Source organism: Legionella bozemanae, assembly GCF_900450575.1.
Classification (GTDB): domain Bacteria; phylum Pseudomonadota; class Gammaproteobacteria; order Legionellales; family Legionellaceae; genus Legionella; species Legionella bozemanae.
Map to the genome: position 1 here is coordinate 1,133,438 of NZ_UGGY01000001.1, position 18,681 is coordinate 1,152,118.

Consider the following 18,681-nt stretch of genomic DNA (forward strand, 5'->3'; position numbering starts at 1 on the left):
AAATAAATGATGTTAAACTCACTAAAAACAATTTGCTTTTTATATTTTATTGTAAGTTCTTTCGCTGTTTGGTCTGTAAATCCAATATCGATTAAAAAAGAGACGCCCGTTTATATTCTTGATATCAAATACCCGCAAGAATTTAAAGATCCCCGCATCAATGCCGCAATACAGGATTTTATTGAAAAAAACAAAAAAAACTTTTTTAAAGAAATTGCTGGTGATACGGATATTCCTGCTGATGCACCAGGGAAATCAGGTTTGAATATCACTTATTCTTTGCCTTATAAAACAAAAAATGCCTTAAGCGTGTCTTTTAATATTTCGATTTACCACCGGGGAGCTGCACATCCTGCAAATACAGTGGCAGTGTTAAATTTCATTAATGGCCGCCAAGTGGATTTAGCTGATTTATTTCGCCCTGAAGTGAATTATTTAAAACCTATTGCCAGTTTCTGCTACAAAAAAATTGCTGCCAAGAAAAATTTTTCGGACAAAAAATGGATTGAAGAAGGTACCAAGCCTGTAGATAAAAATTATAAGATTTGGTCTTTTTCCTCAAATGGAATCAATATTATTTTTGATACGTACCAGGTTGCTGCTTATGTTTATGGTCCGCAGACGGTAAAAATACCTTTGTCACAAATTTCTTCTTTACTCAATCCTGAAATAATGCATCGTGTTTGGGGTCGTTAATGGCTGATACTCCTTTTATACCTGCTGATAAAAATATCGCAGAACTTTCTTTTCGAGTGATTTTTCTTGCAATCATACTGACTGTTTTGTTGGCCATGTCCAATGCGTATCTTGCTTTGAAGCTGGGGATTTTGACTTCTGCCTCCATTCCAGCTGCAATTATTTCTATGGGTATTTTGCGCTTTTTTAAAAATTCGACCATTCTTGAAAATAATGCGGTGCAAACTGCAGCATCTGCCGGTGAAGCAGTTGCAGGAGGAATTGTTTATACCATTCCAGCATTGATCATTATCGGTTTTTGGAATCATTTTGATTACCTCACTAATTTTTTCATTGCGGTTTGTGGTGGGGTTCTAGGCGTATTATTTTCCATTCCGCTCCGTCGGATTTTGGTTCATGATCAATCTTTAAAATTTCCTGAAGGAAGAGCAATTGCAGAGGTATTAAAATCTTCTGTTGAAAAAACAGGCCTTAAAGACATATTAATTGGAGGAGCGGTAGGTGCCGTTATTGAATTATTCCAAACTGGATTTAAAGTAATTGCTAACAGTTGGGGGTATTGGTTCGTCGTAAAACGATCGCTCTTTGGTCTTGGCGCTGGTTTTTCTGCTACGATGATCGGTGCTGGCTATCTTGTTGGTCATGATATGGCAATCAGTATCTTTCTGGGAGCAGTAATCTCTTGGCTAGTAGCATTGCCTGTAGTCAGCCACTTTTATCCCGAATTTATAAATCATTATCCTGCTGAACAAGCTGCAACATTTTTATGGAACAGTGAAATGCGCTATCTGGGCATAGGTGCTATGTTGTTTGCAGGGGTATGGACTTTTTTAAAATTAGTTAAACCACTCTCTAGAAGCATTCGGGCTTCACTGAAAGCATATATGTCCAAAGGGAAGGTTGATGCTGTGTTGCCGCGAATTGATAAGGACATCCCATTACCTTATATTTTAATAGGTACTGGTGCATTTGCTGCAATCTTGTTTCTCTTTTTTCAGCTTGTTCTTCCTTTAGGACAAGTAGGATTGGATAATCAATATTCACCAACTCTAGTTTTCCTTGCTGTGCTTTATGTCTTATTTATAGGGTTTATTTTTTCAGTTATTACTGCCTATTTTTCAGGTATGGTAGGTGTTACGGCAAGTCCTGGGAGTTCCGTTGTCATTTCAGGAATGCTTTTTGCTGCGTGGCTGTTGTTAGTCGCTATTGATCATTTATTGCCATTACCCTTAAGTACGCAACAAATCCAGGCAGCTGAGGCAATTACGATTATTATTGGAGCTGTAGTTACCGGCATTGCGGCAATTGCGAATGATAATACCCAAGATCTCAAAGTGGGCCAGCTTGTCGGGGCGACCCCATGGAAACAACAATTGATGTTGTTGTTGGGTGTAGTGATTTCTTCCTTAGTTATTCCGCCGGTAATGCAGTTGTTATTTAATGTGTATGGAATTGCAGGAGTAATGCCTCATTCTGATATGGATATAAGCCAATCTTTGCCTGCACCAACAGCTGCTTTAATGGCTGCTATTACGGAGGCTGTTTTCAGAAATTCATTACCTTGGACCATGATGTTGATCGGTTCTGCAATTATTCTGATTATTATTTTTCTCAATTATATTTTTAAATTACGGCGTTATTTAAATTTATCCATTTTAGGAATTGCTATAGGAATGTATTTACCACTTTCCTCTTCGTTTCCTCTTTTCATTGGCGGTATGATTGCATTGTTCGTTAAAGAACGTTTGAAACGTACAACTCCTGTTAAAGAAGAAGCAGTGATTCGCAAACAAAGAGGGACTCTGATTGCCTGTGGTCTGGTAGCAGGTTCTGCAATTATGGATGTCTTGCTTGCTATTCCTTTTTCACTTTTTCAAAGCCCAGATGCTTTGCAATTGGTTGGTGCGGGCTGGGAAAATATAGGTGTGTATTTAGCAGTTTTATCTACTTTGTTACTTGCTTGGTGGATCACTCATAGAGTCGTTGGAAAAAGAAACGATTCAGTTTTATAATTTCGTAATCTGAGTGCATGTAATGTGTAGCCGGGCTGCCTGCAGTAAGGCTACACAGGAATAATCTGGAAGGAAACCTAAATCTTGTTTTGGCATGATTTAGGTTTATAGAGTAAAGCAAATTACTTATTAAAGTGATTCTACCCGATTTTTATGTTGGAGTAGCTTTTCTTTAGTTTGCTGTGCCTGAGCTAATTTTTCACGTTCTTTAGCAATAATTTCTGCAGGTGCTTTATCAGTAAATTTAGGATTATTTAATTTACCTTCAGCAAGCCCAATGTCTTTATCTAATTTAGCTAATTCCTTTGTTAAACGCGTCAATTCCGCATCTTTATCAATCAAATCAGCCATAGGAATGAGTAATTCAATTTCACCCAATATCGCAGTTGCAGATACAGGCACTTTTTCATCTGCTCCCAGATAATGAATCTGATTTAATTTACTCAGCGCTTTTAAAGTATGCTGATATTTTTCCACTCTTTCTTTAAGTACTGGTGTAATATTACGAATATAAAGTGGAATAAGCTTAGCCGGTGAGATCGACATTTCACTACGTATGGTGCGTACGGCTTGAATCGCTGATTTTAACCATTCCAACTCCTCTTCAATTGTGTCATTGATGAATTCAGGATTCACTTGAGGATAAGCGCTAATCATGATACTTGAGCCATTATCACTGGTTAATTTTGTAGTACGTTGCCAAATTTCTTCTGTAATGAATGGCATTAAAGGATGCAACATTTTAAGAATTTGATCAAGAACGTGAATCAAAGTTCTGCGAGTTCCTCGTTTTAAAGCACTCAATGCATGTTCATCTTGTAATATGGGCTTGGATAATTCCAGATACCAATCACAATATTCGTGCCAAACAAATTCGTAAATAGTGTTTGATAACAAATCAAATCGATACGTTTCAAAATAATGATGTACTTTGCTTATAGTGTGTTGCAAACGAGATAAAATCCACTGATCTGCTGGGGTATACTGAAACGCTCCATCATCGAAATCTATTTGTTCTTCATCAGTATTGAGCAATACGTAACGTGCAGCATTCCACAATTTGTTGCAAAAATTGCGATAACCTTCCACACGTCCTATATCAAAGCGTACGTTACGACCTGTAGATGCAAGAGAGCAATAGGTAAAGCGAAGGGCATCTGTTCCATAGGCACTAATGCCTTCAGGGAATTCTTTACGTGTGTTTTTGATTATTTTGTCACGAACTGATTGTAACATCAGATTAGAAGTTCGTTTTGTAATAAGTGATTCGAGATCAATCCCATCAACAATATCCAACGGGTCAAGCACATTACCTTTAGATTTGGACATTTTATGTCCTTCACTATCTCGGATTAATCCGGTAATAAAGACTTCTTTAAAAGGAATTTTTCCGGTAAATTTTAAGCCCATCATAATCATACGGGCGACCCAGAAAAAGATAATATCAAAGCCAGTAACAAGTACCGAAGTGGGGTAGAACTGTTCTAATTCTGGAGTACGTTCGGGCCAGCCCAAAGTTGAAAAAGGCCAAAGTGCTGAAGAAAACCAGGTATCGAGAACGTCTTCATCTTGCTTTAGCACAGTTGAATCTTTAATTTTGTATTTAAAACGTACATCGTTTTCACTATAACCTACATAAACATTACCATTGCTGTCATACCATGCAGGTATTCGATGTCCCCACCATAATTGGCGACTGATGCACCAATCTTCAATGTTGTCCATCCATTGAAAATAGGTTTTGGTCCAATTTTCCGGAATAAAGCGAATTTCCCCATTTTTCACAGCAGTGATTGCTGGCTCAGCTAAGGGTTGCGTTTTTACATACCATTGATCAGTGAGCAGTGGTTCTATAATGACATGCGATTTTTCACCACGAGGTACTTTTAACTTGTGTGGTTCTGTTTTAATTAATAAGCCTGTGTCCTCCAGATCTTTAATAATTTGTTCTCGAGCTATAAAACGATCCATACCTTGATATTTTAAAGGAGCATTTTTATTAATAGAGGCTTTTTTAGTTAAGATATTTATAACAGGAAGCTTATGACGTTTACCTACTTCATGATCGTTAAAGTCGTGGGCTGGTGTAATTTTAACGCAACCACTGCCAAACTCTTTATCGACATATTCATCAGCAATAATGGGGATGGTTCGATCGCAAAGTGGGAGATGAACCTGTTGCCCAATGAGATGTTTGAAGCGTGGATCGTCAGGATGAACAGCAACTGCTGTGTCTCCTAACATGGTTTCAGGTCGAGTGGTAGCTACAATAAGCGATTCAGTTGAGTCAACAACAGGATAGCGGATATGCCATAAAAAACCATCTTCCTCTTCAGACAGTACTTCAAGATCAGATACTGCAGTACCTAATTTAGGATCCCAATTCACTAAACGGGTTCCACGGTAAATCAGTCCTTCATCATAGAGTTGCACAAATACTTTTTGTACAGCCGCTGATAATCCCTCATCCATAGTAAATCGTTCGCGACTCCAGTCCACAGACGTACCCAAACGTCTCATTTGCTGCGTGATGGTATTACCTGATTCATTTTTCCATTGCCAAACGCGCTCTAAAAATTGTTCACGGCTAAGATCTTTTCTAGAGATTCCCAAAGCCTCGAGCTGGCGCTCAACAACAAGTTGCGTTGAAATTCCTGCGTGGTCAGTACCTGGTTGCCATAAAGTTTTATCACCTAACATTCGATGATAACGGGTCAAAGCATCCATAATCGTATGCTGAAAACCATGTCCCATGTGCAGGCTGCCCGTGACATTAGGAGGAGGAAGCATGATGCAATATTTTTTACCGTCACCATGAGGTTGGAAATAATGATGATTTTCCCAATTCTTATAGCATGCTTTTTCAATTGCTTCAGGGGAATAGATTTTATCCATAATTAAACCTGTACTGATAAAAGACGAAATGTTATCACAAATTCAATCGTAAGTTGAGTTAATTAGAGGCAACAATGTTAGGTGCTTAAATTAATTAATTTCATTAGAATTAACTAAATGCCCTTTTTCTGCAGCGAGCCTAAAAGCTAAATAGTTATCCGCAGCAATCATCCCTTGCAATGAACTTGTTGAATATTTTGTCATTAAATCCTTAAAATAATTCTCATCACTTCTTTAAATATTTATTAAAAATTGATTATTTATATGTGGGGTATACAAATTTCTTATGAAAGACTCATGGGGGTTGTTCTATTCGCAGTAATTCTGATGGAGTGTGAAAAGGTTGTGTGTTTACTAATTTGGATAACCAATGCACTCCCTCGTCATATTGACTCTTACTGTGTATCACAAGATAAATAGGAGTTGGTTCCAGATTGAACGGTAAGGTTGCATTTTTAAATTAAATTGCTTTGAAAAAATATCAATTAAAAAACTTGGAGCCGTGGAAATAAATAGCAGGCAAAATATTTTTTACAAAAACACATCATTGCGTACCTTGATTAAAACTAAATGTAAACTCTGGGTTTGGCTAGCCTCACCCAGCTATTATTTTTAATGATTATGATTAGGTACTTGGACATCTGGAATTTTTGCTTCCTCAAACTGAGGCTCAGATTTTTTTGAGCGATGGTCTTCTGCAATGTACGTATATAAAGTAGGGACTACAAACAGCGTGAATCCTGTGCCGATTAACAAGCCAGTTGCAATAACTAGTCCTATATCAAAACGACTCACTGCGCCTGCTCCGCTGGCAATCAAGAGAGGTAATACCCCAAACACCATCGCAGCAGTCGTCATGAGAATAGGCCTTAATCTGATTCCAGCAGCTTCTTCTACTGCTGCTCGTCTATCCAGATTTTTTTCACGCTGTAAATGGTTGGCAAAATCAACGATTAAAATTCCATGTTTGGAAATTAACCCAATTAGAGTAATCAAACCGACCTGGGTGTAAATATTGATACTTGCCAAACCCAAATTTAAAGGAATTAAAGCGCCGCAGATGGACATGGGCACACTGATTAAAACGATTAGCGGATCGCGAAAACTTTCATACTGGGCTGAAAGCACCAAAAAGATAATGATGATTGCAAAAACGAATGCAAAGAGCAGGGCGCTTCCTTCTTGGATAAATTGTCTTGACTCACCACCATAATCAGAGGAAAAGCCTTTAGGCAAAGTATCATTGGCGGCATTTTGTAAGAATGCCAGACCTTCGCCTAACGTTTTTCCAGGCATCATTACTGCTTGAATGGTCGCTGAATTCATTTGTTGGAAATGTGACGCTGCGTTAGGTGCAGTTTTTTCTTTAGCAGTGACTACTGTTGAAAGAGGAACCATGGTGCCGTTAATAGTTTTTACATATATTTGTCCCAATTGTTCGGGAGTCATACGATAGGAGCGGCTTAATTGGGGTATTACCTGATAACTGCGTCCTTCTAAGTTAAAATAATTCACGTAACCGCCTGATAAAGCACTGGTTAAGCTGCTTCCTACTGCTTGCATATCTAACCCCATTTCTGAAGCTTTGGAACGATTAATATCCAATACAATTTGTGGCTTATTGAATTTGAGTGAATTATCGACATAAATAAATAAACCACTTTTTTGGGCTTTTTCGGTAAGTTTATTGGAAACATCGAGTAAGCTTTGAAAGTCATTCGTTGTTTTGATGACGAATTGAACTGGTGTACCGCCCCCACCGCCTGGAAGGGGAGGTGGGACAATTGCAAAAGCATTTAAGCCTGCAACTTGTGATAATTTATCTTGTAATGGTTGTTTTAAAGCAAACTGGCTTTTGCTGCGTTGATTCCATGGTTTCAATACCATTCCTGAGATGGTTTGGCTGCTGTTGTTTACAGTAAAATAATTTTCTGTTTCAGGGAAACTTTTATAAATATCATCAAATGGTTTGGTGAAGGATTCAATATAATTAAGTGTCGCATATTGAGGGATCATCGCCATGACAAAAAAGAAGCCCTGGTCCTCATCGGGGGCTGTTTCTGCTGAAGTATGAGTATAGAGATAAGGCAGCATAAGTATAACAACCGCTGCAAAAAACAACATAATTACCCGAGTATTCAGCAAACTATGTAATGCATTTTGGTATTTTACTTTTAGTTTATTGAAAAAAGTATCGAGAAAATGAACAAACTTGCCGCTACTAATATCTTTAGATAATACCCTTGAGCACATCATGGGAGAGAGAGTTAACGCGATAACTCCAGAAATGATTACTGCACAGGCCAAAGTAAAAGCAAATTCTTTGAACAAGGCCCCAGTCAGTCCTCCCATAAACCCAATTGGTGCATACACAGCAGCAAGTGTAATAGTCATTGCAATAACAGGGGTGGCTATTTCTCGAGCCCCAATCAATGCAGCATCAAAAGGAGTTTTCCCCTCCTCTATATGACGATGAACGTTTTCTACGACCACAATTGCGTCATCAACTACTAAACCAATGGCCAGAACAAAAGCAAGTAAGGTAAGTAAATTAATGCTGTATCCGAGCATAAGCATCAAAGTGCATACGCCAACTAGTGACAGAGGAATAGTGACAATAGGAATAAATACTGAGCGAATCGATCCCAAGAATAAAAAAATGACTACGATAACAATTAAGCCTGCTTCAATAATGGTATGAGTCACTTCATCCAAAGATGCTCTAATGAATTCTGTTGCATCATAGACTATTGTTCCTGATAGAGATGGGGGGAACTCCTTGATAATTGAAGGAAGTATTTTTCTTACGTCACTAATAACTGTAAGAGGATTTGCTGTGGGCGTAGGGGTAATGGATATAAATACTGCTTTTTTTCCATTGAAAGTGACCGAAGTATCATAGTCTTGTGAGCCTAATTCAACCCTGCCAATATCGCGCAAACGAACTATAGATCCTTTATCGCTTTTAACAATCAGATTACTGAATTGCGCGGTGTCATTAAGATCTGTTTTTGCAGTGACACTGATTGCTACGTATTCACCTTTAGTATTTCCGGCAGCAGTGAGGAAATTATTTTTAGCAAGTACAATGGAGACGTCTGAGGGAGAAACACCCAGTGCAGCCATTTTAATGGGATCAAGGAAAATGCGCATGGAGTAAGTTGCACCCCCTAAAATCTCTGCTTTAGCTACTCCATCTACAGTTTGCAACTGTGGTTGTACAACACGAGTTGCATAATCCGTAATTTGCTGTGGTGTCATTTCTGTACTGTCCAAACTGATGTACATTAATGCCGTGGAACTATCAGATGCTTTTAATATAACCGGTTGTTGGGATTCTTTAGGGAGTTGGTTCAAGGTTTGTTGCACTTTGCTCATTACATCAGTAAAGGCTACTTGCGGATCAAAATTTAATTTAATATTCAGGGTGATGGTGCTTAAACCTTGCGTACTTGAAGAGGTCATGTAATCAATCCCTTCGGCACTGGCTACAGCTTTTTCTAGAGGTGAAGTAATGAATCCTGCAATAAGATCGGCATCTGCTCCCGGGTAAGCGGTCATAATGGTAATTACTGTATTATCCATGCGGGGGTATTGGCGAATTTGCATGTTATAAATGGAGTTAATACCAAAAAGAAAAATGAGCAAACTAATTACCATGGCAAGTACAGGCCGCTTGATAAAAAGATCGGTAAATTTCATAACTGTTCCTGAATAAAAATTGTGTAACAGGGCTATGCCCATCTTAAAACGTAGCCTGAGGGCAGTTCTGCTTTACTGCATTTAAGCGACGTTACTACATTAGCATTCAACTGATTTTACTGTCCCAACATATCCGGATTACTGATTTCATTTAATTTGACATTATTATTGATTACAACAGGGGTACCATTTTGTAATTTTATTTCTCCGGCGCTTACAACTAATTGTCCTGCCTTAATTCCTTTCTTGATTACGGTATAATTTCCACGTTGTTCACCCGTGGTGACAAAAACGCGCTTGACCGTAAGCAGATCGGAACCATCTGGGTTTTTCTTACCGTCTGCATTTTTTTCTATAATGTAAACCGCATTCCCATATAAGCTGTACGACACAGCTGTTGAAGGAACAATGATGGTATTCGGTTCAGGAGGCTGGCTTATCTCAATCGAAGCAAACATACCTGGTACAAAGGTAAAACTATGAATTTTATTCTTACTGTTTAAATCGGTATTGCAAGAGATAATTTGCTTATTTCCCATAGGTTCTTTTCGTGTTGTGATTAATGAGGATTTTTGGGGATCTTTAATTGCAGCTGTAGGGCAATTTGCAAGAGTACCCTGAACTAACATGTTATGTGTGTTGACATCCACTTTAGCATTAATCGCAGTGACTTTCGCCTCAAAAAGAGCATTAGGGAATGCTTCTACGGAAAAGGTAATGGTTTGATCTGGGCGAATACGTTTGTAGAGTTGTTCTGGGAGATAAAATTCTAAATACAAAGGATCTAGTGATTGCAAGGTAACAATTGTTGTTTGTCCTGGGCTGATAAATTGGCCTAGGTTGACTTGTCGAATACCTAATTTTCCAGCAAAGGGGGCAGTGATATGCTTTTGATTGATTTGTGCTTGAGTTTGATCCAATTTTGCCTGGGCTTGATCAAGATTTGCTTTGGCTTCATCGACCATGGAAATTGGGGAGGCGCCTCGTTTGAATAAATCATTTTGACGTTTATAACTTAAGGTTTTCAGGGTCAATTCTGCTTGATTAAACTTTAATATCGCTTGATCAACACTGTCATCAATCGTAATTAAAGGTGCATCTTTATCAACGTATTGCCCGGATTCAAAATCAATTTTGACCACGTTTCCCGAGGCTTGAGAGCTGACCTCAACCCCATTAAATGCAACGAAATTACCTACTGCATTAATAGTCGGTTGCCAGTCTACTGCTTGGGCGACAGCTGAAGCGACAGAGACAGCAGGTGGTTGATAGTTTGCAAAGAAACGCTTAATCAATAACCCCTTGATCAGGTTAAAAGCAATGATTCCACCAAAAACAATCAATAAGGCTATTCCCATGATGATCATTCGCCTTTTCATTAATGCTCCCCCTGAAATACTTAAACCTAAATACTTAAACTTAAAAAAACAGTTGAAACCCACAGTGCTATGGGGCCAACTGCTTTTTCTAAGTTAAAAAACGATAGGTTTTTGAAATTTGCCAAATATAACATGAAAGATGAATTTATTACCCTTATTGTGCTTATAAGTTTCAATTTTATTTATTTCATGGTTATAAAAATATCCTATTGACTAAATACAACACTTTGCTACTATGCAGCTTTCATCACACAAAGGAGAAACCATGAAGTTGAAGTCCTTGTTATTTGCTCTTTGTTTTTGTTTGATTGGTCAAGTTTTTGCAGCAAATGCACATTTGCACCCAAAAGCTACCGAAGCTGACAAAAACCATAAGTCTGCTGGTAAATCAACGATGTATCCAGGTTATTGTGAAATTGAAATCATCAATAACAGCATCGACAATGTCCGTGTATATGGTTCTTTTGATGATGGGGCTCCCTTAGATCCTTTTACAATATTCTATTATGATGCACCTCATTACATCAGCTTGTATTACTATGGTTACTGCCATTCTGGTATGAATCTTTTAATTCAAGGCCCTTACGGCACTATTTATTCCGGTTGGACTAACGTAAATAGTACTGTACGTATCGTTAACTACCTGAACAAAGGTGTTAAAGGCGAGAAAGTTGAGATTACAGCAAAGAAATAAGTAATTTAGTAAAATTAGTAAAATAAGCAATAGCTTATTTGATAATAGGGAAGTTGCATTCAATTGCACCTTCCCTTTTTATTTGTGTTTCAGGAGTTGTTCATGAAGCGTTTAATCCCTTGTCTTTTGTTAGTATCTTTTTTAACTGCGTGTGCAATGACCGAACCGGAATATTATGAGGCAGGTTATTATCACTCGGTTCCTCCTCGCTCTGAAATTTATGGTTTTGATGAGCGTCCACATGATTATCGTCATCCTGTCCCTCATTATCGAGATCACAAAAAAACAAAAGGGACTTCTAAGCAAGCTAAGACACATGGCCATCATGCAAATGATCAGAAGCAAGTTATCGTAAATAATGCCAAGCCAAACAATGTTCATGGACATGACAAGAAAAATAACCAGGTAGTGAAACATCCTTCAGAAACTGGAACCAACGTCATGGTTAATGATTAATTGGAAGAACTCACGGAGAATAAAAACCTAATGTTCCCGGTTATGTTTTTGCAGCTGGGGACAATTTTTAATCAAAATAAAAACATTATTTTCGATTTGTATTCACAATTCGTAACCAAGTAAATTTTGTGGTAGTCTTATGACGTTTTTTCTTTAGGGAGTTTTTGGATGCGTAACTCACTTAAAATGCTGTTTGTGGGACTTTTATCTATACTTATCATAGCATGTGTTGCATCTCCAGGTAGTGAAAGCACAGGAGAGTTTTTGGATAGTTCGACTACTACTGCTAAGGTAAAAGCAACATTAGTGAATCAATTAGGGCGTACAGGCTTAGCAATACAAGTTAAGACCTTTAAAGATGAAGTACAACTCAGTGGTTTTGTTGCTTCCCCAAGATTGAAACAAAGAGCAGGGATTATTGCTGCGAGAGTGGATGGTGTTAGCAGGGTACGTAATGACATCATCGTTAAGCCTTAACCATTTTCCCAAGGATTACTCATGTTTGACCAAAGCTATACCATAGAAAATTTTGATGACGAATTATATCAAGCTATTGTTGATGAACAACGCCGACAAGAAGAGCATATAGAACTTATTGCATCGGAAAATTATGTAAGCCCACGCGTTTTGCAAGCCCAAGGTTCTGTATTAACGAATAAATATGCTGAGGGTTATCCTGGTAAGCGTTATTATGGCGGATGTGAGTATGTTGATGTCGCTGAAGAGCTTGCTATTGCGCGTGCAAAAAAACTTTTTGGTGCGGATTACGTTAATGTTCAACCCCATTCGGGTTCACAAGCCAATGCTGCTGTAATGATGGCTCTATTAGCTCCTGGTGATGTTATTTTAGGTATGGCATTACCGCATGGCGGTCATTTAACCCATGGTTCCAAAGTTAATTTTTCAGGGAGGCTTTATGAAGCGATACCTTATGGCGTTGATGCACAAACTGGTTTAATTGATTATGATGTTTTGGAGCGTTTGGCTCTGGAGCATAAACCCAAATTGATTATCGCGGGATTTTCCGCTTACTCACGCATCCTTGATTGGCCTCGATTCAGAGCAATAGCAGATAAAGTAGGCGCTTATCTCATGGCAGATGTTGCGCATGTTGCCGGCTTGATTGCAGTAGGTCTTTATCCTTCTCCAGTCCCTTATGCTGATGTAGTAACAACTACGACTCATAAGACTCTTAGAGGACCAAGAGGTGGAATGATTTTATGCCGTGCCAATGAAGAAATAGAGAAAAAATTAAATTCTTCTGTTTTTCCTGGTAACCAAGGTGGTCCATTAATGCACGTAATTGCTGCCAAAGCGGTTTCTTTTGCTGAGGCCTTATTGCCCGAATTTAAAACTTATCAACAACAAGTATTATTGAATGCCAGAACCATGGCCTCAGTACTTATGAGCCGTGGATACAAGATTGTTTCCGGCGGTACAGACAATCATTTATTATTGGTTGATTTAATTGATAAGAACATCACAGGTAAAGATGCGGATTCGGCTTTAGATAAAGCAAACATCACCGTGAACAAAAATACGGTTCCAAATGATCCTCGTTCTCCTTTTGTGACCAGTGGATTACGTTTAGGAACTCCAGCGGTAACCACAAGAGGATTTAAAGAAAAAGAAATCACGCTTTTATCCAATTGGATAGCAGATATTCTTGATGATATTAATAATGAAACGACTATAGCAAAAGTTAAAGAGCAAGTATTGCTTTTATGTCGTGAATTTCCGGTTTATAAATAATTATGTTTTGCCCTTTTTGCCATGCGGAAGAAACGAAAGTAGTAGATTCACGCCTGGTCGCTGAAGGCGCCCAGGTGCGTAGAAGGCGAGAATGCCTTGTATGTCATGAACGTTTCACTACTTTTGAGACAGCTGAATTAATCATGCCGTTAATCGTTAAGCGTGATGGCAGGCGCGAGCCATTTAACATCGATAATTTACGCTCAGGTATGTTGCGCGCTTTGGAAAAAAGACCAGTAAGTGTCGATGCATTGGAAGCATCGATTATTTCGATTACTCAAGAAATTCGCCGTAGAGGGGAGCGAGAAATTGATTCCCAGATCATTGGTGAGCTGGTTATGAAAGAATTATATAGTTTGGATCATGTTGCCTATGTACGGTTTGCCTCCGTATATAAACGCTTTAAAGACGTCAGTGATTTTAGACAGACAATTGATCAGATGAATAAAGAATAGGACTTGTTTTCCTTTCTACTATTTTGACCAAACGGTCTTGGTTTTCTGCACTCTGATGCGCCACATACTCCGTGTATGCTGTGTCGATGCTCGAAAATCAGGCCATTTTGCCCCGGATCAAGTTCGGGGGAAATGAAAACAGGTTCTCCCTGGTAGTAATTTTTTATCCCTTCTCTTAAAGTTAAGAGAGAAGGACTTTATAGATGTTTAAGAAGAGTTCATGAGGTTAAGGTGGAAAAGCAGTCAATAAGCGGTAAAAGAAAAGCCCGGAAATTAGCACTTCAGGCTCTTTATCAATGGTTAATGTCCGGAAGTGAATTGCATGAAATTGAGGCACAATTTCGTATCATTAATAATATGAATAAAGTGGATGTAGATTATTTTTGCCGTATTTTACACGGTGTGCCTGCCCATGTTGAGATTTTGGAAGCACGTATTACTCCTTTTCTTGACAGAGAAATTGCCGGACTTAATCCCATTGAACTGACTGTATTACGTATTGGCTCTTTTGAATTACTCTTTTGTCCTGAAATTCCTTATAAAGTTGTTCTTGATGAATCAATATCATTGACTAAAGAATTTGGTTCCCAGGATGGATACCGTTATGTTAATGGTGTATTAAATAGTTTGGCACAACAGGTGCGTTCAATTGAAATCAATCATAAATATGGATGAATTTTCACTTATTGATCACTTTTTTAAACCACTTGATTGCAAGCGAGATGATGTATTATTAGGTATTGGTGATGATGCAGCTTGCGTACGAGTTGCTCAAGAAATGAACTTACTGGTGAGCACGGATACTTTAGTTTCAGGAGTTCATTTTCTCCCACAATGGAGTGCTTATGATATTGCTTACAAGTCAGTTATGGCCAATGTAAGTGATATGGCTGCTATGGCAGCAGATCCTTGTTGGGTTACTCTTTCTTTAACTTTGCCTGAACTCAATCAACAATGGCTTACTTTATTTGCGCAAGGATTAAAAGATTCACTGAGTCAATTTGATATGGCTTTAATAGGCGGTGATACAACACGAGGTCCTTTATCAATAACGCTAACTGTTTTTGGTACTACGCCAAAAGACAAAACGATATCACGGAATGGTGCTAAACCTGGGGATATAATTGTGGTTTCAGGTGAGTTGGGTGCTGCGGCCTTAGCAATTAAATTTCTTGAAAATCAGAAAATGCCTCAAGAAGATAAATCTGAATTAATGAATAAATTACTGCATCCCAAACCTCGAATTGATTTAGTTGATTTTTTACGATGTTATGCAACTGCGGCTATAGATATTTCAGATGGGCTTAGTGCTGACTTAAATCATATCTGTGTTGCGAGCAATGTTGGCGCATGTCTTAATGAAGGGGCAATTCCAGTGCATACTCTACTGGATAAGTATTGGCCTGATAATGCAGTTGATTTGGCATTGACTGGTGGAGATGATTATGAGTTATGTTTTACAGTACCAGAACATCGATTGGTTTCATTGATGGATGATTGTAAAGAAGTTCATTTACATTGTTATCCTATTGGAGTAATTGAAGCAACACCCGGTTTGAGAATGAAAGATGTGAACAATCACTGTCATGTGGTAAAACCAGCAGGTTATTCACATTTTTAGTAGACTTAGAAGCAAAAACTGTCTCTGGATCGCATCTCTGCTTATGCCCCGCGGACAAGTCGTGGGAGCGTGATGTCGGAATAGAGCCGGTCTGATTTTGCAGGGATGTGTAGAAGATTCAGTAGCAAAAACTAGGGTTTGATCTATGGTACGTTAGCAGCGTATTTGGATACAACCTGTAAAATAAGCTAAGTATAGAGAAAGAGAAATGAAACAAATAAATTTAGCAAAAAATGTGTTCCAAGATCCAATTTATTTCATCGCTTTTGGCTTTGGTAGTGGTTTAATGTCTACTGCTCCAGGCACCTGGGGGACATTAGCTGCAATACCTGTCTATTTACTACTTATGGGAACCAATTGGGCAGTTTATCTTTTTTTTACGCTGCTTGCATTTATATTGGGAGTTTGGGTTTGTGAGAAAGTTTCCCGGGATTTGGGGGTACATGATTATAAAGGGATCGTTTGGGATGAGGTTGTCGGTTATTTATTAACTATGTTTTTGGCTCCCAAAGGAGTGATATGGATGCTCTGGGGATTTATTTTATTTCGAATTTTTGATATTTGGAAACCACAGCCAATAGATTATATTGATCAAAAAGTGCGCGGTGGATTTGGGATTATGTTGGATGATGTATTAGCTGCGGTGCCTTCTTGGTTAATAATGCAACTTTTAGCATGGAGTTTTGCATAAATGAATGAGAACCATAAAGAACTCATTAGTATGGGTTTGACTGTTGGAATTGTAGTTCTTAGTTTATTTATTATTCATCGTTTTATTCCATCGTTGATCTGGGCATCCATAATTGTTATTGCTACTTACCCCTTATATGAAAAATGGCGTTATTTTTTTGGGAAAAAAGATAATTTATCTGCTTTACTTTTTACAACGTTAATCGGTTTATTGTTTCTACTTCCATTAAGCTGGTTATTGGGTTTATTGATAAAGGAGTTACAGATATTTATTAATTTCTTACAAGCTATAAATCAACAAGGTGGAGCGGCGCCTGAATTTTTAAAAGACTTTCCCTTTATGGGAAATGATTTGGTGATGTATTGGGATAATCATATTGGTAAGCCAGGAATGATTAAAAGCCTGCTGTCTAATGTTCACTTATCATTAACGCCAACGAGCTATTATGTAAAACAAATAGGCTCCAATTTAGCGCACCGAAGTGTTCAACTGGGCTTTACCCTGTTGAGTTTGTTTTTCTTTTATCGTGATGGCGATCGATTGATATTGCAGATTTATCAAGTAGGGGAATCTTGTTTGGGGAAAAGGTGGTTTCGTTATGCAGACAGACTCCCTAGAGCATTGAGGGCTACAGTAAATGGAACAATTGTTGTTGGGTTAGGTGTGGGTGTCCTAATGGGGGTTTGTTATGGTCTGGTAGATTTCCCAGCACCTACTCTCGTTGGATTTATCACCGCACTTGCAGCCATGATTCCCTTCGTTGTGCCTATAGTTTTTATTACAGTAGCGATTATTCTGTTTTCATTCGGTAGTATGATTGGCGCAATTATTGTTCTGGTTTGGGGAACTTTAGTAATGTTTGTTGCTGATCATTTTGTTAAACCGGTGTTAATTGGTGGTGCTATAGAGTTGCCTTTTTTAGCTGTGTTATTTGGAATTCTTGGGGGAGTAGAGACTTTAGGTCTGCTTGGTTTGTTTGTAGGGCCTTTAGTTATGGTCTTATTTATGACTTTGTGGCAAGAACCGCAAATGTTAGACTCCACAAAAGTTCATCAACTTACAGATAAAAAATAAGGGTGTCCAGACTGAGATATCCTGAGCTTTTTAATTTGTTAATCATGTAGACTCCTACGTCCCGCAGTTTGTCCGCGGGACGTAGGCAATGAGAGACGTGTTATGCTCAATTACTTATAATTGCAGTTATCAAAACGATAAATAACGCCAGCGCTGCCCATGTGTGCCTGTAATGTTCGACCAAAATTGCCAGAACTCGCTGTTGCTAAATAACGATAAGCAGCATTTAATGCCCAGTTTTCTGCAAAATTAAAAGTAAGTCCCGCAGTTCCTTGATAAGCGAAGGCATTTTGCTGATCGTCAAAAAGGGTTACGCCAAAGGGGCCTGTACTGTTTAAAGAAGTTTGAATGTAAGCATATCCTACGCCCGCTCCTACGAAAGGAGAAATTGTGGGTAGGATAACATCGGGGAAATCATAATAAATATTAAACATACCTATGTTGGCAGTGGTATTTCCTGATACCCCGGTTTGATCGATGAAATCAACTTGAAAGCTTTGGGTATTGGCACGTAAGTAAGTATATTCCAATTCAAAGCGCATAGGGTTGCTTTGATAGCCTAAGCGTAATCCAGCATTAAAACCACTTTCATAATCAACGTTATCAAACTGAAATCCCAAAATGTTTTTAGATACATTTCCATTTAAATGAGTATATCCACCAAATGCGCCGGAATACCATCCATTGACTGGAGTTGCTGCTGCAGCAATACCACTTGCTAATAATGTAACTGAAAAAAATGCAAATTTCATAACATCCCTTTGTTATTATTTTTTATCGAATCATGTTAACTCGTTACTTTAAATTTGCAAGTACTAGAAGCGCATATTTTGGAAAGGAGGAGTGCGTAAGTATTTTTTATCATCAAAAAATGTTTTTGCTTCCATAGAAAAAATTTTTTAGTTCTGGAGTATGTATTGGCATCAACAGAATCGATGACACTAATATGCTCAAAATTCAATCGATACATTTTTATGGCAGAATTTAAAACAGAGACTATACTTCCAATTGGCATCTTTGTATAAAAATACTTTATGTGGGATGCTGCAGTAAGTGTAACCAATCGAGATAATGCGGCTGTGACAAAACTTTGTTAGTGCATAAGTTTCAAATCTAAAATGAGTCCAATTTTGCCTTTAAAAAGTTAGTCTAAACCATTCAGTTTATGGAAAGATATTTAGGGGAAGATAATTATTATAACCTCGCATGATGTAGAAAAATTAACATGATTATACGCATGCGATCAATTTAGCA

15 protein-coding genes are annotated in these 18,681 nt (G+C 38.2%); 11 read left to right on the forward strand and 4 right to left on the reverse strand.

From position 1 onward, the window contains the following. The first annotated feature begins 9 nt into the window (after positions 1-9). The gene (locus DY223_RS04815) at positions 10-696 is read left to right on the forward strand and encodes a DUF3298 and DUF4163 domain-containing protein (RefSeq protein ID WP_058460344.1); all 687 of its coding nucleotides are present in this window, start codon (positions 10-12) and stop codon (positions 694-696) included. After that, positions 696-2,708 (forward strand): OPT family oligopeptide transporter, encoded by a 2,013-nt coding sequence (locus tag DY223_RS04820; RefSeq protein ID WP_058460345.1) that lies wholly within the window; start codon positions 696-698, stop codon positions 2,706-2,708. The genes DY223_RS04815 and DY223_RS04820 overlap by 1 nt, the downstream gene beginning before the upstream one ends. A 129-nt stretch (positions 2,709-2,837) precedes the next feature. On the opposite strand, the gene DY223_RS04825 is transcribed toward DY223_RS04820, so the two are convergent. The 3 genes from DY223_RS04825 to DY223_RS04840 all read right to left on the reverse strand — a co-directional run bounded on the left by DY223_RS04825 (position 2,838) and on the right by DY223_RS04840 (position 10,684). Continuing rightward, positions 2,838-5,603, reverse strand: a complete 2,766-nt coding sequence (locus tag DY223_RS04825; protein ID WP_058460346.1) for a valine--tRNA ligase — start codon at positions 5,601-5,603, stop codon at positions 2,838-2,840. Between the two features lie 612 nt (positions 5,604-6,215). Beyond that, on the reverse strand, positions 6,216-9,305 hold the full coding sequence (locus DY223_RS04835; RefSeq protein WP_058460347.1) for an efflux RND transporter permease subunit: 3,090 nt from the start codon (positions 9,303-9,305) through the stop codon (positions 6,216-6,218). Positions 9,306-9,421: 116 nt separating this feature from the next. Then, positions 9,422-10,684: an efflux RND transporter periplasmic adaptor subunit gene (locus tag DY223_RS04840; RefSeq protein ID WP_058460348.1), complete on the reverse strand. Its 1,263-nt coding sequence runs from the start codon at positions 10,682-10,684 to the stop codon at positions 9,422-9,424. 265 nt (positions 10,685-10,949) lie between these two features. Here DY223_RS04840 and DY223_RS04845 point away from each other — a divergent pair, with 265 nt between their 5' ends. The 9 genes from DY223_RS04845 (at position 10,950) to DY223_RS04885 (ending at position 17,427) form a co-directional block, all read left to right on the forward strand. Next, positions 10,950-11,378, forward strand: coding sequence for a hypothetical protein (locus tag DY223_RS04845; RefSeq protein WP_058460349.1), 429 nt, complete (start codon positions 10,950-10,952; stop codon positions 11,376-11,378). A gap of 102 nt (positions 11,379-11,480) precedes the next feature. After that, positions 11,481-11,834, forward strand: a complete 354-nt coding sequence (locus tag DY223_RS04850) for a hypothetical protein (RefSeq protein ID WP_064115050.1) — start codon at positions 11,481-11,483, stop codon at positions 11,832-11,834. 168 nt (positions 11,835-12,002) lie between these two features. Then, a complete protein-coding gene (locus tag DY223_RS04855; protein ID WP_058460350.1) occupies positions 12,003-12,311 on the forward strand; it encodes a BON domain-containing protein in 309 nt (102 codons plus the stop codon). A gap of 21 nt (positions 12,312-12,332) precedes the next feature. Beyond that, positions 12,333-13,586 (forward strand): serine hydroxymethyltransferase, encoded by a 1,254-nt coding sequence (gene glyA, locus DY223_RS04860; RefSeq protein ID WP_058460351.1) that lies wholly within the window; start codon positions 12,333-12,335, stop codon positions 13,584-13,586. Positions 13,587-13,588: 2 nt separating this feature from the next. Continuing rightward, on the forward strand, positions 13,589-14,041 hold the full coding sequence (gene nrdR, locus DY223_RS04865) for a transcriptional regulator NrdR (protein WP_058460352.1): 453 nt from the start codon (positions 13,589-13,591) through the stop codon (positions 14,039-14,041). A gap of 231 nt (positions 14,042-14,272) precedes the next feature. Next, entirely contained in the window at positions 14,273-14,716 is a 444-nt protein-coding gene (gene nusB, locus DY223_RS04870; RefSeq protein ID WP_058460353.1) for a transcription antitermination factor NusB, read from the forward strand. After that, positions 14,709-15,662, forward strand: a complete 954-nt coding sequence (gene thiL / locus DY223_RS04875; RefSeq protein WP_058460354.1) for a thiamine-phosphate kinase — start codon at positions 14,709-14,711, stop codon at positions 15,660-15,662. Before nusB ends, thiL begins: the two co-directional genes overlap by 8 nt. 208 nt (positions 15,663-15,870) lie before the next feature. Further along, positions 15,871-16,353 (forward strand): phosphatidylglycerophosphatase A family protein, encoded by a 483-nt coding sequence (locus tag DY223_RS04880; RefSeq protein WP_058460355.1) that lies wholly within the window; start codon positions 15,871-15,873, stop codon positions 16,351-16,353. Beyond that, the gene (locus DY223_RS04885; RefSeq protein WP_058460356.1) at positions 16,354-17,427 is read left to right on the forward strand and encodes an AI-2E family transporter; all 1,074 of its coding nucleotides are present in this window, start codon (positions 16,354-16,356) and stop codon (positions 17,425-17,427) included. Between the two features lie 110 nt (positions 17,428-17,537). On the opposite strand, the gene DY223_RS04890 is transcribed toward DY223_RS04885, so the two are convergent. Further along, on the reverse strand, positions 17,538-18,179 hold the full coding sequence (locus tag DY223_RS04890) for an outer membrane protein (RefSeq protein ID WP_058460357.1): 642 nt from the start codon (positions 18,177-18,179) through the stop codon (positions 17,538-17,540). Positions 18,180-18,681: the final 502 nt, after the last annotated feature.